The 14880-nt window shown below is 53.2% G+C and carries 12 protein-coding genes; 7 read left to right on the top strand and 5 right to left on the bottom strand.

Annotated elements, in window-relative coordinates; genetic code table 11:
• Positions 1 to 459, bottom strand: coding sequence for a division/cell wall cluster transcriptional repressor MraZ (gene mraZ / locus EH207_RS14195; RefSeq protein WP_137714577.1), 459 nt, complete (start codon positions 457 to 459; stop codon positions 1 to 3).
• 890 nt (positions 460 to 1349) lie between these two features.
• On the opposite strand from mraZ, the gene EH207_RS14200 reads away from it, so the two are divergent.
• The gene (locus EH207_RS14200) at positions 1350 to 1790 is read left to right on the top strand and encodes an L-alanine exporter AlaE (protein ID WP_137714578.1); all 441 of its coding nucleotides are present in this window, start codon (positions 1350 to 1352) and stop codon (positions 1788 to 1790) included.
• A 78-nt stretch (positions 1791 to 1868) separates the two neighbouring features.
• Here the strand turns inward: EH207_RS14200 and cra are convergent, their stop codons facing one another.
• The 3 genes from cra to ilvI all read right to left on the bottom strand — a co-directional run bounded on the left by cra (position 1869) and on the right by ilvI (position 5363).
• A complete protein-coding gene (cra, locus tag EH207_RS14205) occupies positions 1869 to 2873 on the bottom strand; it encodes a catabolite repressor/activator (protein ID WP_137714579.1) in 1005 nt (334 codons plus the stop codon).
• Positions 2874 to 3144: 271 nt separating this feature from the next.
• The gene (ilvN, locus tag EH207_RS14210; RefSeq protein ID WP_137714580.1) at positions 3145 to 3642 is read right to left on the bottom strand and encodes an acetolactate synthase small subunit; all 498 of its coding nucleotides are present in this window, start codon (positions 3640 to 3642) and stop codon (positions 3145 to 3147) included.
• Positions 3643 to 3644: 2 nt separating this feature from the next.
• The gene (gene ilvI, locus EH207_RS14215) at positions 3645 to 5363 is read right to left on the bottom strand and encodes an acetolactate synthase 3 large subunit (protein ID WP_137714581.1); all 1719 of its coding nucleotides are present in this window, start codon (positions 5361 to 5363) and stop codon (positions 3645 to 3647) included.
• A gap of 740 nt (positions 5364 to 6103) precedes the next feature.
• On the opposite strand from ilvI, the gene leuA reads away from it, so the two are divergent.
• The 4 genes from leuA to leuD are packed head-to-tail and all read left to right on the top strand — an operon-like array spanning position 6104 to position 10794.
• Positions 6104 to 7684: a 2-isopropylmalate synthase gene (gene leuA / locus EH207_RS14225; protein ID WP_137714582.1), complete on the top strand. Its 1581-nt coding sequence runs from the start codon at positions 6104 to 6106 to the stop codon at positions 7682 to 7684.
• Entirely contained in the window at positions 7684 to 8775 is a 1092-nt protein-coding gene (gene leuB, locus EH207_RS14230; RefSeq protein ID WP_137714583.1) for a 3-isopropylmalate dehydrogenase, read from the top strand. Before leuA ends, leuB begins: the two co-directional genes overlap by 1 nt.
• Before the next feature lie 2 nt (positions 8776 to 8777).
• Positions 8778 to 10178 (top strand): 3-isopropylmalate dehydratase large subunit, encoded by a 1401-nt coding sequence (leuC, locus tag EH207_RS14235; protein ID WP_137714584.1) that lies wholly within the window; start codon positions 8778 to 8780, stop codon positions 10176 to 10178.
• A 13-nt stretch (positions 10179 to 10191) separates the two neighbouring features.
• On the top strand, positions 10192 to 10794 hold the full coding sequence (gene leuD, locus EH207_RS14240) for a 3-isopropylmalate dehydratase small subunit (RefSeq protein WP_137714585.1): 603 nt from the start codon (positions 10192 to 10194) through the stop codon (positions 10792 to 10794).
• Between the two features lie 48 nt (positions 10795 to 10842).
• On the opposite strand, the gene EH207_RS14245 is transcribed toward leuD, so the two are convergent.
• Positions 10843 to 12048, bottom strand: a complete 1206-nt coding sequence (locus tag EH207_RS14245) for an MFS transporter (RefSeq protein ID WP_246048892.1) — start codon at positions 12046 to 12048, stop codon at positions 10843 to 10845.
• Positions 12049 to 12185: 137 nt separating this feature from the next.
• On the opposite strand from EH207_RS14245, the gene EH207_RS14250 reads away from it, so the two are divergent.
• Together EH207_RS14250 and EH207_RS14255 are read left to right on the top strand one after the other, a co-directional pair.
• Positions 12186 to 13925, top strand: a complete 1740-nt coding sequence (locus EH207_RS14250) for an IucA/IucC family protein (RefSeq protein ID WP_137714586.1) — start codon at positions 12186 to 12188, stop codon at positions 13923 to 13925.
• A complete protein-coding gene (locus EH207_RS14255) occupies positions 13925 to 14878 on the top strand; it encodes a GNAT family N-acetyltransferase (protein ID WP_175413734.1) in 954 nt (317 codons plus the stop codon). Before EH207_RS14250 ends, EH207_RS14255 begins: the two co-directional genes overlap by 1 nt.
• Positions 14879 to 14880 lie beyond the last annotated feature (2 nt).

Here is a 14880-nt window from a genome sequence, read left to right on the forward strand (position 1 = left end):
CTATAGCGATAAGTCCTGCAACCGCTCAGACAACGGTTCCTGAGTCGATTGTTCAGCGTCGATATCGTCCTTGACTTGTTGATACCAAGTCTGTTCATCCCACAATTCAAACTTGTTGAACTGCCCGACCAGCATCACTTCTTTTTTCAGACCTGCATGCTGCCGCAGCGTGTTCGCTAACAACAAACGCCCGGCGCCATCCATCTGACACTCACTGGCATGCCCCAGCAATAAACGCTGAACACGCCGTTCAACTGGGTTCATACTCGACAGACGAGAAAGCTTTTGTTCAATAATTTCCCATTCGGGTAAGGGATAAAGCAGCAGGCACGGCTGATGAAGATCAATGGTGCAAACCAGTTGACCTTGCGATTCCTCATTCAGCGTTTCCCGGTAACGGGTTGGTACGGCAAGCCGCCCTTTGCTGTCGAGGTTAACCAGCGTAGCACCACGAAACATGCGTGATTTACCCCTTATATAACCTTTTTCACCACTTTATCCCACAAATTCCCACATCAATGAGTGTACGGAGGGTATTAAAACCTTGTCAAGCCAGAGCGGACGCGCCTGAGGATTATTTCTGCACGATTTAAGGCTGTCATGAAGGTAAAAATAATAACGGCGGAGAATTAATAAAGATTAACATTATGAAAATTTAGGAGAAATTCACTGACGCAATTAGACTGTGTAAAGATATAGTAATAATTTCATGCTAACTGATTATTTTTATTGTCACAGGATGATACTAAATAGAAATATTTCCAGAATAGTCCTATTCCCTGTCAGGCCTTGCTTCACAAGGCTTTCACTTAGGGCGCGAATTATATCGCGATTGTTAATACTTGCTCAATATCACTTTTCTGACATTGACATCATCAATTCTATATTCATCGGTCTATTCACTTTAATGTTCGTTTTCTTATGAGTGGAATTAGTCAGTAAAAATGACAAGCTTTATTTGGTCGACAGAGAGCAAATACTCTTTTTCGCATCCCTCCCATGCCGTCAAAAAAAGAGAACAGCTTTACCTCGTCATTTTTTACCGGCAATTTCCACCCCCTTTCTTTGATGCTATTTTTCTCACTGCCCCCCTGCCCTATGAGAAAATCAACTCATTGTTAAAAAAGGCTTTTAATCAGATAATCGCCGTAAATACGTAAAAAATCGTCTAATAAAATATAAAATAGCGCAAAAGCCTACCAAGAAGAAAAAAATAAAAATTTATCCCTACTTATCTCGCTAACCACTAGTGATGTAAACTACACAAATTAAATAAAACCGAAATAAAAGCCTTTATAAAGAATCATTATCTGCTTTTTATTCTATGCTTCGATCCGGAGTGAATCAGTATGTTTTCCCCCACATCAAGACTGCGCAGTGCAACGGCAGATACCTTTGCATTAGTCGTGTATTGTTTCATCACCGGCATGATGATCGAGCTTGTGCTGTCAGGTATGAGTTTTGAACAGTCGCTTTCTTCAAGACTATTATCCATTCCTGTCAATATTGTTATTGCCTGGCCCTATGGCGTTTATCGGGATCGTCTCCTGTGCTTTGCCAAACGCCACGGTTCAAGCCACTTTATTGTACGCAATCTGGCCGATCTGTTTGCCTATGTCAGTTTCCAGTCTCCGGTGTATGTCGCCATTCTCCGGATAATCGGCGCTGACTCATCACAAATACTGACGGCAGTTAGCAGCAATGTGGTAATTTCGATGGTGATGGGCATCCTGTACGGCTATTTTCTGGAATATTGCCGCCGGCTCTTCCGGGTGACCGTTTCAGGGTAATAAGCTTCGGGGTAACAGACAGTATAAGGAATGAGCGCCATCCTCAGAGACATGGCGCGATAGCAATAAAAGCGGAATTTAGTGCCGGCTGAGTGAGCCACGGCGATACAGATTTCGCCGAATACGATTCAGGCCCGGCTTCGGCCTTTTCGGTTCATCCAGACTGGCCAGCACCAATTCCAACACGCGCTCAGCGACTTCACGATGACGCTGGGCGACAGACAAAACCGGGCATTCCAGAAAATCCAGCAACTCATTATCACCAAAGGTCGCTATAGCCAGATTATTCGGCAAGCGCCCGTTTTGTTTCAGCGTCACATCCATCACCCCTTGCAACAGCGGAAAAGACGTGGTGAACAACGCCTTTGGCATAGGATGATCTTTAAGATAATCAGCAAACACCGCAGCGGCCGCTACGCGTTCATAACTGTTGGCATAAAGGTAATTAATCTTCCGGGGGTCATCCGCCCAGGCCTGGCGAAAACCCTGTTCGCGCAGAAAACTGACGGAAAGCTCCGGCAGTGCGCCCAGGTAAAGTACGGACTCCGCCGGTACTTTTCTAAGCTCTTGCGCCAGCATCTCGGCATCATCCAGATCGGCACCAACCACACTGGTAAAGTGCTCACGATCCAACGCTCTGTCTAACGCGATAATCGGCAGGCCGCCGTTTGCCCAGCGTTGATAAAAGGGATGCTCGGGCGGCAACGCCGTGGATACGATGATCGCATCAACCTGACGCTGCAACAGATGCTCGATACAGCGCATTTCATTATCAGGTTGATCCTCGGAGCAGGCGATCAAAAGTTGGTAGCCGCGTTGACGGGCCTGACGTTCCAGATAATTGGCAATTCGGGTATAGCTGGTATTTTCCAGATCCGGAATAACCAAACCAATAGAGCGGGTGCGCCCGGCACGTAATCCAGCAGCGACGGCATTGGGATGATAATTATGTTCCCTGACCACAGCCATGACTTTCTCAACGGTCTTATCACTGACACGATATTGCTTGGCCTTCCCGTTAATCACATAGCTGGCAGTAGTGCGTGAAACACCCGCAAGACGCGCGATTTCATCCAGTTTCACGTTAACCCCTTAGTAAGCCGGATAAATAAAATGGCGATGACCATAAGCTCATCATGGATATCGCGTAGATCTAACAGCAGAAGTTGCCGAACGGCAACCGCTTTTATCATATATCCTTCAGATTACAAGTGAAGTGATGTGGCTGAACGTGTTCGCTCGCCCGCTTTCTTTACGCCTGTTAAATCGATATATAAGGATATAGCCGGAAAAAACTTAGAGGCCCGATAATATTATCGGGCCTCTAAAGAAAAAAAGCAGCGAAAAATAGATATCAGCGCATGACCTTATCGCCCCGGGCGACGCCTACAATCCCAGAACGCGCCACTTCCACAATCTCAGCCACTTCACGCACGGCATTCAGGAAGGCATCCAGTTTATCGCTGGTGCCCGCCAGTTGAACGGTGTATAGCGAAGACGTCACGTCGACGATCTGTCCGCGGAAAATATCCGCGCAGCGTTTTACTTCTTCGCGGCCGTATCCGGTTGCCTGTAATTTAACCAGCATGATTTCACGTTCAACGTGAGAGTGCGCGCCTTGCCCCAATTCACTAACGCGCAATACGTCCACCAGCTTGTGCAGTTGCTTCTCGATCTGCTCCAGCACTTTTTCATCACCAACGGTCTGAATCGTCATGCGTGATAGCGTTGGATCGTCAGTGGGCGCGACCGTCAGGCTTTCAATATTGTAGCCACGCTGTGAAAACAGGCCGACGACACGCGACAGTGCACCTGATTCATTTTCAAGTAATACTGATAAAATCCGACGCATTATCAGGTTCTCTCCGTTTTGCTAAGCCACATTTCATCCATCGCCCCGCCGCGAATCTGCATAGGATAAACGTGCTCACTGCTGTCGATATTGACATCGACAAAGACCAGGCGATTTTTCTGCGCCAGTGCTTGCGCCAACTTGCTTTCCAGTTCATCCGGCGTATTGATGGAAATGCCGATATGTCCGTAAGCCTCGGCCAGCTTCACGAAATCCGGCAGCGATTCCATATAGGAGTAAGAGTGACGACCAGAATAAATCATATCCTGCCACTGTTTTACCATGCCCAGAAAACGATTATTCAGGTTAACCACCACGATTGGCAACTCATACTGTAACGCGGTGGACAACTCCTGAATATTCATCTGGATACTGCCGTCGCCGGTGACACAGATAACGGTTTCTTCCGGCAGAGCGAGCTTGATCCCCAGCGCTGCGGGCAGACCGAATCCCATGGTTCCCAATCCGCCGGAGTTCACCCATCGGCGTGGCAAATCAAAGGGATAATAGAGCGCGGCGAACATCTGATGCTGGCCCACATCCGACGCGACATAAGCTTTACCGCCGGTCAGACGGTGCAGCGTTTCGATCACCGCCTGTGGCTTGATGCTGTCACCGTCGGTGCTGTATTTCAGGCAATGCCGGGTACGCCATTGTTCAATGTTCCGCCACCAGTCGCGCAACGCATCAAACTGCTGTTGCGCCTCATCCTGAGCCAGCAATTCGAGCATCAGGCCCAGTACCTGTCTGGCATCGCCTACGATCGGAATATCCGCTTTTACCGTTTTGGAAATGGACGCGGGATCGATATCAATGTGCAACACGGTGGCATTAGGGCAATACTTCGTCAGATTATTGGTGGTGCGATCGTCGAAACGCACGCCGACCGCGAAAATAACGTCGGCGTTATGCATCGCCATGTTGGCTTCATACGTACCGTGCATACCCAGCATGCCAAGACATTGGCGATGCGTCCCCGGGAAACCGCCCAGCCCCATCAATGAACAAGTAACGGGAAGATTGAGCTTTTCGGCAAACGCCAACAGCTCCTCGTGACAGCCTGAATTAATAACGCCGCCACCGCTGTAGATAATCGGTTTTTCAGCCGCCAGCAGCGTTTGCAACGCGCGCCGAATCTGTCCCTTATGTCCCTGCACCGTCGGGTTGTAGGAACGCATGCTGACATGACCGGGGTAAACATAAGGTAGCTTATTAGCCGGGTTCATCACATCTTTCGGCAAATCCACCACCACCGGGCCGGGGCGTCCGCTTGATGCCAGATAAAACGCTTTTTTCAGTACCGTCGGTACATCTTCCGGTTGTTTGACCAAAAAGCTGTGTTTCACGATAGGCCGGGAAATCCCCACCATGTCGCATTCCTGAAACGCATCATAGCCAATCAGCGATGTCGCCACCTGACCGGACAGCACCACCAGAGGAATTGAATCCATATAGGCAGTCGCAATACCGGTAATCGCGTTGGTTGCACCAGGGCCGGACGTCACCAGCACCACCCCAACCTCGCCCGTGGCACGCGCATAGCCATCGGCCATATGCACAGCGCCTTGTTCGTGGCGAACCAAAATATGTTCAATGCCGCCGACCGTATGCAAGGCGTCGTAAATATCCAGCACAGCACCGCCGGGATAGCCGAACACATGTTTTACGCCCTGATCGATCAACGATCGGACCACCATCTCGGCGCCTGACAACATCTCCATGGTTTTGCCTCTTAACACAACAGGGTTTTAAATATAACCAATTAACGTAATGCGGGATTATGACTCAGGCTCACAGCAAAAAACCACCACGCCTTGAGGTTCTTATAGAGAATAAGTCGCAGAAAGAACAATATTTCAAACAACAAACTGAAAATAAACTTTTATACCTTATACATTCTTCACAAAATCCAGCATGAAATCTTGAGACTAAAACAAATAATTATCCAGAGGCAAAATGCCTTCCTTACAACGCAGACCATCATGATTCCAGATATACAGCATCGATTTTCAACTCGAGGCATTGATCGATCACCATGCGACACAGCTCCATGCCCATAAAGGATTCTGTATTTGCAACAGGCGACTTATAGGAAAAAATTTCAGCCATACAATCGTACATTATTTGGTTCGCAGTCTACCGTCATTGTTCAAAACCGCAACGCTATTTCTGACATAAACAGCGGGCTATCGAGAGACTGCTTAACGTGCGTCACGTCAATCAACGATTGACATAACCCCGAAAATCAAGTACCAATAGAGCGTTATCAAATTTCAAATGACGGGGCATTATGTTCAATTTCACTCTCCTACTAGGCCTACTACTAAACGCATCTCTATTGCGCGGTATGCTGGTGGGCAGGATTCAGAACTGATTTCACGCCACCCAATAAAAACCCGCGCTGATGCGCGGGTTTTTTTTTACGCGTCGGCGCCAAGAAACATGACAAGGAACCAAACTGATGAGCCAGCAAGTCATTATTTTCGATACTACATTACGTGACGGCGAACAGGCGTTACAGGCCAGTTTGAGTGTGAAAGAAAAGCTCCAGATTGCGTTGGCGCTGGAGCGTATGGGCGTTGACGTTATGGAAGTGGGTTTTCCCGTTTCCTCGCCTGGCGACTTTGAATCCGTACAGACTATTGCCCGCAACATCAAAAACAGCCGGGTCTGCGGCCTCACCCGCTGCGTCGAGAAAGATATTGATGTCGCCGCCGAGGCGCTGCGCGTCTCCGATGCGTTTCGCATCCATACATTTATCGCCACCTCGCCGATGCATATCGCCACCAAACTGCGCAGTACGCTGGACGATGTCATCCAACGCGCCGTCTACATGATCAAACACGCCCGTAACTATACCGACGACGTCGAGTTCTCCTGTGAGGACGCCGGCCGTACGCCGATCGCGGACTTGTGCCGCGTCGTGGAAGCGGCGATCAATGCCGGCGCCCGTACGATTAACATTCCCGATACTGTCGGCTATACCCTGCCCCATGAATTCAGCAACATCATTGCCTCGCTGTATGAACGTGTTCCCAATATCGATAAAGCCATCATTTCTGTCCATACTCACGACGATCTGGGTCTGGCGGTAGGCAACGCGATGGCGGCGGTTCATGCGGGCGCGCGCCAAGTGGAAGGCACGCTGAACGGCATCGGCGAACGCGCCGGCAACTGCTCGCTGGAAGAAGTGATCATGGCGATTAAAACCCGTCATGACATCCTGAATATCCACACCGATATCCATCATCAGGAAATCTACCGTACCAGCCAACTGGTCAGCCAGATCTGCAACATGCCGATTCCGGCCAACAAAGCCGTGGTGGGTTCCAATGCGTTCGCCCACTCTTCCGGTATCCACCAGGATGGCGTGCTGAAAAACCGCGAAAATTACGAAATCATGACCCCGGAATCCATCGGTCTCAAAGAAGTCCAACTGAATCTGACTTCCCGCTCCGGTCGGGCGGCGGTCAAACACCGTATGGAGGAAATGGGCTATCAGGAAAGTGATTACAATCTGGACGATTTGTATACCGCCTTTCTGAAATTGGCCGATAAAAAAGGTCAGGTTTTCGATTACGATCTGGAAGCGCTGGCGTTTATCAATAGCCAGCAGGAAGAGCAGGATTTTTACAGTCTGGATTATTTCAGCGTGCAGTCCGGCTCAAGCGTGATGGCGACCGCATCGGTCAAACTGAACTGCGGTGATGAAACACAGGCGGAAGCCGCAACAGGCAACGGACCGGTTGATGCAGTTTATCAGGCGATCAACCGGATTACCGGCTACCAGATTTCACTGGTCAAATACCAATTGTCCGCCAAAGGACAAGGCCGGGATGCCCTGGGGCAGGTGGACATCGTCACGGATTTTCAGGGGCGGCGTTTCCACGGCGTCGGCCTGGCAACGGATATCGTCGAGGCTTCCGCTCAGGCGATGGTAAACGTACTAAACAACATCAAACGCGCTCAGCAGGTAGAAAAAGAACTTCAGCGCCTGCAACAGTACAACAGCAAACAACAAAATAGTCAGGAAACAGTGTGATGACCAAGAGCTACCATATCGCCGTCTTACCCGGAGACGGTATCGGCCCGGAAGTAATGGCGCAGGCCCATAAAGTCTTAGACGCCGTACGCCAACGTTTTAATCTGCGTATCACCACCAGTGAATATGACGTGGGCGGCATTGCCATCGATCGTCAGGGAACGCCGCTGCCGCAGACGACCATCGCCGGCTGCGAACAGGCGGACGCGATTTTGTTTGGTTCAGTGGGCGGCCCGAAATGGGAACATCTGCCCCCTGAGGAACAGCCGGAACGCGGGGCGTTATTGCCGCTGCGTAAACATTTCAGACTGTTCAGCAATTTGCGCCCGGCCCGCCTGTATCAAGGGCTGGAAGCTTTCTGTCCGCTGCGTGGCGATATCGCGGCCAAAGGGTTCGATATTCTGTGCGTACGGGAACTGACGGGCGGCATTTATTTTGGTCAGCCAAAGGGACGCGAAGGCAGCGGTCAATACGAGCGTGCCTTCGATACCGAGGTTTATCACCGTTTCGAGATTGAGCGCATCGCGCATATCGCGTTTAGATCCGCGCGCAAACGCCGCGGAATCGTGACCTCAATCGATAAAGCCAATGTTTTGCAGAGTTCTATCCTGTGGCGTGAGATCGTTAATCAAATCGCCAAAGATTATCCCGATGTGAAACTGTCCCATCTGTATATCGACAACGCCACCATGCAGTTGATCAAAGATCCGTCCCAGTTTGACGTGATGTTGTGTTCCAATCTGTTCGGCGACATTCTGTCAGACGAATGCGCCATGATTACCGGTTCCATGGGGATGTTGCCGTCCGCCAGCCTCAACGATCAGGGGTTTGGCTTGTACGAGCCTGCGGGCGGTTCCGCCCCGGATATCGCGGGCAAAAACATTGCCAACCCGATCGCACAAATTTTATCGCTGGCGCTGCTGCTGCGTCATAGCCTGGAGGCGGATAACGCGGCTGAGGCTATCGAAACAGCGGTCAATACCGCATTGGCTGAAGGGTATCGTACGGCTGACCTGGCCAGTGAAAACAGCACAGTGGGTACCAATGAAATGGGCGACACCATTGCCCGTTTTGTGGCGCAAGGAGCATAACCATGGGTAAGACGTTATATCAAAAATTGTTCGATGCGCACGTTGTTCACGAAGCGCCGAATGAAACGCCTCTGCTGTATATCGATCGCCATCTGGTACACGAAGTCACGTCGCCGCAGGCTTTTGACGGCCTGCGTGCGATGGGCCGTCAGGTTCGTCAGCCGGGTAAAACCTTTGCGACCATGGATCACAACGTCTCGACCCAGACTAAAGACATTAACGCCAGCGGTGAGATGGCACGTATTCAGATGCAGGAGCTGATCAAGAACTGTGCTGAGTTCGGCGTACAATTGTACGATCTGAACCACCCGTTCCAGGGCATTGTCCACGTTATCGGCCCGGAACAGGGCATGACGCTGCCGGGGATGACCATTGTGTGCGGCGATTCCCACACAGCGACTCACGGGGCGTTTGGCTCGCTGGCATTTGGGATCGGTACGTCAGAAGTAGAACACGTACTGGCGACGCAAACCTTGAAACAGGGCCGCGCCAAAACCATGAAGATCGAAGTGACGGGCGATACCGCGCCGGGTATTACCGCGAAAGATATCGTGCTGGCCATTATCGGAAAAACCGGTAGCGCGGGCGGCACCGGTCATGTGGTTGAATTCTGTGGTAAAGCCATTCAGTCGCTGAGTATGGAAGGCCGTATGACACTGTGCAACATGGCGATTGAAATGGGCGCCAAAGCAGGTCTGGTGGCGCCGGATGAAATCACGTTCAACTACGTCAAAGGGCGGCAGTTCGCCCCGAAAGGCGCGAGTTGGGATGCGGCGGTCGCTTACTGGAGCACGCTGAAGTCCGACGACGACGCGCAGTTCGACACCGTTGTCACACTGGATGCGGCGCAGATCGCGCCTCAGGTGACCTGGGGCACCAATCCCGGTCAAGTTATCGCTGTCGATCAGGCCATCCCGTCTCCTGAATCCTTCAACGATCCCGTGGAACGCGCTTCCGCCGCCAAAGCGCTGGCTTATATGAATTTGCAGCCCGGCATAAAACTGACCGATATTGCGATCGATAAAGTGTTTATCGGTTCCTGCACTAACTCGCGCATCGAAGACCTGCGCGCGGCGGCCGAAATCGCCAAAGGGCGCAAGGTGGCGCAAGGCGTTCAGGCTATCGTGGTGCCAGGCTCCGGCCCGGTTAAAACGATGGCGGAGCTGGAGGGGCTGGATAAAGTGTTCATTGAAGCAGGTTTTGAATGGCGTCTGCCCGGTTGTTCCATGTGTCTGGCGATGAACAATGACCGTCTGAACCCCGGCGAACGCTGCGCGTCAACCAGTAACCGCAATTTTGAAGGTCGTCAGGGCCGTGCCGGACGTACGCATCTGGTCAGCCCGGCGATGGCCGCGGCCGCGGCTGTGACGGGGCATTTTGCCGATATCCGCAAGTTGAATTAAGGGAGAAACCAACATGGCTAAATTTACCCAACATACCGGTCTGGTGGTTCCCCTTGATGCCGCCAACGTCGATACCGACGCCATTATTCCTAAACAGTTTCTGCAAAAGGTCACCCGTACCGGTTTTGGCCAGCATCTGTTTAACGACTGGCGTTTTCTGGATGAAGCCGGTCAGGAACCCAATCCTGACTTCGTGCTGAACAAACCACGCTATACAGGCGCCAGCATTTTGCTGGCCCGTGAAAACTTTGGCTGTGGTTCGTCGCGTGAACACGCGCCGTGGGCGTTAACTGATTACGGCTTCAAGGTCGTCATCGCGCCAAGCTTCGCCGATATTTTTTACGGTAACGCGCTCAACAACCAACTGCTGCCCGTGACGCTGAGCGAAGCTGACGTGGATCAATTGTTTAAACTGGTAGACGGACAGGAAGGCATTACCTTTACCGTCGATCTGGAGAATCAGGTTGTGCAGTGTGGGGGCAAGCGCTATCCATTTGAAATCGATAGTTTCCGTCGCCACTGCATGCTCAACGGGCTGGACAGTATCGGTCTGACGCTGCAACACGAAGCGTCCATCTCAGAATACGAGAAAAATCAGCCGTCATTCCTGCATTGATCGCTTAATCAGGGGCACCGTCAGGTGCCCCCTGTGGTTCCGCCCCCGCTAACGCGGCCGTTGGCGCCAAATGCCCCCGCTCATTATGCAAAAGAGCAACGCCATCGCCAGCGCGCACACGATGAGCGCGGCCTCTCCCCACCACATCGTCACCAGCGGAACAAGACAGGCGCTCAGGCCATAACCCAGCGTATGGCTGGTAGCGATCCACCCGGCCCCGGCCCCGGCCTGGAGCCGATCGCTCAGCAGCATTTGATAGGATGGGGTAGCGAGCGCCGCGCCGAACGAGGTAATCCCGCAGCCAAGATAAAACAGGGTCACGCCTCCCCATACCATCAATACCAACCCCAACGTCATGATGCCGCCCGACAGGATCAACAGCACATAGGGTGTAAAAAGCTGCCGCCTTAACACCATAAACTGTGCCAGTAGCGCGGTAATGGCCGCCAGGCTCAGCAGCAGCGCCACCTGATGGCTGAGCGCTTGGCCGCTGGCGTACTGCCGAATTTTTAGCGCAGGCGATAACCCAAGCTGCATCAGGCTGACGACGGCGGCCAGACATAGCGCGCAGAACAAATAGAGCAACATATTGGTACGCAGCCGCACCGGTAAACGGGCGGCCGATATCTGAGGCGGTTCGCCCCGCTCACGCCAGATAATCAGCAACGCCAGCAAAGGCGCCAGCGCCATCAACCACAGCGGCGCCAGCGGATGCAACACCAGCACCGCCGACGCGCACAGCGGGCCGAACAGACGTCCGCAGCTTAAGCCGGAACTGATCGCGGCCAGCGCCCTCATGCGATGGTCCGGCCCCGCCCGCTGCTGGGCCCATACCTGACAGGCAGGCACCATACCAGAAACCGTCAGCCCGTAAACAATTCGCGCCGCAATCAATCCGCACAAACCCAGCGACGAGGACAACCCTCCCTGACTCATCCCCAAGCAGGCCAGCGCCAAGAGAATAAAACTCAATAAATACCCGCCCAACGACGCCACCACCACCGGTTTGCAACCGTATCGATCGATTCGTCGTCCCCACCACGGCGAGGCGGGAAGAAAAAGAATTGAGCCCAACGTCAATAAACCCGCCCAAACTGACAGTGACAGTTTAGTTTCACTTACCAATACAGGTAACGCCACCAGCAGCCCATTCTGGCCGATACCCAACAGTCCGGCGCATAGCGCCAGCGGCCAATAATTTATCCTGGTGGATGATGTGGGTTTCCCCGATTCGAAAAAGTGTAAATATCGCACAATATGTAACTAACCCGTAGTTTTTGTGTATGTATACAAACACAATTTTGATAATAAATTAACATTTGTATTGATAATAAGAATTATTATTGCCAGAATTCAAGTTCTCATTTGGACGCACGAGAACTCTGCTCATTATGAATATGCAGATATTAAATCAGGTATATGATGTGGCCGCTCAATGTTTTATTAATTCATTGATAAGAGAAACTAAGGATTGGTATGTGGAACAAGCCCCTCATGCCCATGATCCAGCGGCATTAATTATCCCACTGTCGCCATCCCGGACGCTCAGATTACCGCTCATCTATTTTTCTGCCACCCAGCATCACCGCTACCGGTTTCCGGCTCAACTCGTGTCTGACGGCAGTGTGCGGGATATTGATTTCCCCACGCTGGTTTCCACGCTGCTGGAGAAACCGGATATTGTCGGTCATCTGCCCGATAATGTGCTGTCCAGCTTCCGTCAGCGGGTACTGGAAAGCCATCGGCACACGCATCAAGCCATCGCGCAGCGACTCGACTGGCCGGCGTTGCGCCGCAAACCGCTCACCTTCGCCCAGGCGGAGCAAGGTCTGCTGGTCGGCCATGCGTTTCACCCGGCGCCGAAATCTCACGAACCTTTCAACCAGACTCAGGCTCAGCGCTATTTACCGGATTTCGCCGCCCATTTCCCGCTACGCTGGTTCGCCGTAGCCAAAGAGCAGATTGGCGGAGAGAGTCTCGGTATCAGCCTACAGCAGCGTCTGATGCGGTTCGCGGTGGAGAACGCGCCAGAGCTGATAGGCCATTTCACCGACGAGGTCTGGCTGCTGCCGATGCACCCGTGGCAGGCGGATTACCTCCTGCAACAGCGCGGATGTCAGCAGTTGATGCGGAACGGGTTGCTGCGTGACATGGGCGAGGCCGGAGAGCACTGGCTTCCGACCACTTCGTCGCGCTCGCTCTACTGCCCCACCAGCCGCGATATGATCAAGTTCTCCCTCAGCGTACGGCTGACCAACTCGATTCGCACGCTCTCCATCAAAGAGCTCAAACGGGGCATGCGGCTGGCCCGTTTGGGGCAAACGTCGCGCTGGCAGACCTTGCAGGCCCGCTATCCCACGTTCCGCGTGATGCAGGAAGATGGCTGGGCCGGGCTGCGGAATCTTGACGGCGAGATAGAAAACGAAAGCCTGTTCGCCCTGCGCAACAATCTGCTGTTTGGCGATGCGGGAAGTCAGACCAACGTGCTGGTCACGCTGACGCAGGCCGCCCCGGACGGTGGTGATAGCCTGCTGGTCGCCGCCGTCCGGCGGCTGGCTGTGCGGTTGTCCATGCCTCCGGCCCGCGCCGCACAGGTATGGCTGAGCGCCTACTGTCAGCATGTGCTGGCGCCGTTGTTCGGCGCTGAGGCGGATTATGGTCTGGTGCTGCTGGCGCACCAGCAAAATATTCTGGTGGAAATGAAGCACGACCTGCCGATCGGCATGCTGTATCGCGATTGTCAGGGCAGCGGCTTTACGCAACAGGCTCAGGCGTGGCTGGCGGAAATCGGTGAAGGCGAAGCGGAGAATCGCTTTACCACGCAACAACTGCTGCGCTATTTCCCCTACTACCTGCTGGTGAATTCGACGCTGGCGGTCACCGCCGCCTTAGCCGCCGCCGGCTTCGGCAACGAACAGCAACTGATGACGCAGGTACGCTCGGCCCTTGCCGAACTGCGCGCCACGGCCCTGACCACCGATTGTCTGGATTATGTGCTGGATAATCCGGTTTGGAACTGTAAGGGCAACTTTTTCTGCTATCTGCACGATCACAACGAAAACACCATCGTCGATCCCGCCGTGATCTATTTCGATTTTCCCAACCCTTTGTTAACTCAGGAAACGATATGATGCCACAGGCCAACATCGTCCACGCAATCAATGGAATGTACTGCGAGATGCAGGCGCGCCCCCTGTTGCTGAGCTGGGGGCTGGATAACAGCGCGCAACTGCATTACCCCGGCGCAATGCCGTCCGGCTGGCTGACAGAGGCGCTGGACCAGTTGTTCATTGCGCTGCCCACGTTGTCCGGCGTGACGCTCCCCTGGCAGGAATGGCGCGACGCGCCGGACGCGCTGGCGCTGTTTGAACAGATCCAATGCGATTTTCTGGCGCGGGAAACATTCTGGCAACTCCCGCTGTGGCTGCGCGGTACGCGCGCCTTGCCGACGCCGGCGCCAGCCCTGCAATATGACGCCGCGCGCGCGCTTTGCTATCCGCTGCGCCCGGCGCGGCCGCAGGGCGAAGTTTACTGTCGTTATGACCCGCGCGTCAGGCAGACGCTGAGCTTCCGCCTGCCTGACGCCGATCGCGACACGCCGCTGTTTACCCGCTGGATGAACGACGATCGCGTTGCGTTCTTCTGGGAACAGCGCGGCCCGGAAACCCTGCAATATGATTACCTGACCAGCAAACTTGAAGACGCTCATCTGTACCCGCTCATCGGTTGTTATGACGATCGGCTCTTCGGCTATTTTGAAGTTTACTGGGCAGCCGAAGATCGCATTGGCCGCCACTACCGCTGGCAACCGTTCGATCGTGGTCTGCACATGCTGGTCGGTGAGCAGAACTGGCGCGGCGCAATGTTCGTTCGCAGTTGGCTGCGCGGGCTAACGCACTACCTTTACCTGGATGCCCCGCAAACCGGGCGGATAGTGGCCGAACCGCGCGCGGATAATCAGCGGTTGTTCCGCCACCTGCCGGAAGCAGGCTACCGCACCGTCAAAGAATTCGATTTTCCGCACAAACGTTCGCGTCTGATCTTGAACCAGCGCCACGCCTTTTTCACGGAGGTGGGACTGTGACG

Origin of the sequence: Brenneria rubrifaciens, assembly GCF_005484945.1 — a bacterium.
Taxonomy (GTDB): Bacteria; Pseudomonadota; Gammaproteobacteria; order Enterobacterales; family Enterobacteriaceae; genus Brenneria; species Brenneria rubrifaciens.

Coding starts and splice junctions, on each gene's coding strand:
- EH207_RS14200 (WP_137714578.1), top strand. CDS start 1,350: ATGTTTTCCCCCACATCAAGACTGCGCAGTGCAACGGCAGATACCTTT.
- leuB (WP_137714583.1), top strand. CDS start 7,684: ATGACCAAGAGCTACCATATCGCCGTCTTACCCGGAGACGGTATCGGC.
- ilvN (WP_137714580.1), bottom strand. CDS start 3,642: ATGCGTCGGATTTTATCAGTATTACTTGAAAATGAATCAGGTGCACTG.
- leuC (WP_137714584.1), top strand. CDS start 8,778: ATGGGTAAGACGTTATATCAAAAATTGTTCGATGCGCACGTTGTTCAC.
- EH207_RS14255 (WP_175413734.1), top strand. CDS start 13,925: ATGCCACAGGCCAACATCGTCCACGCAATCAATGGAATGTACTGCGAG.
- EH207_RS14250 (WP_137714586.1), top strand. CDS start 12,186: ATGAATATGCAGATATTAAATCAGGTATATGATGTGGCCGCTCAATGT.
- leuD (WP_137714585.1), top strand. CDS start 10,192: ATGGCTAAATTTACCCAACATACCGGTCTGGTGGTTCCCCTTGATGCC.
- ilvI (WP_137714581.1), bottom strand. CDS start 5,363: ATGGAGATGTTGTCAGGCGCCGAGATGGTGGTCCGATCGTTGATCGAT.
- mraZ (WP_137714577.1), bottom strand. CDS start 459: ATGTTTCGTGGTGCTACGCTGGTTAACCTCGACAGCAAAGGGCGGCTT.
- leuA (WP_137714582.1), top strand. CDS start 6,104: ATGAGCCAGCAAGTCATTATTTTCGATACTACATTACGTGACGGCGAA.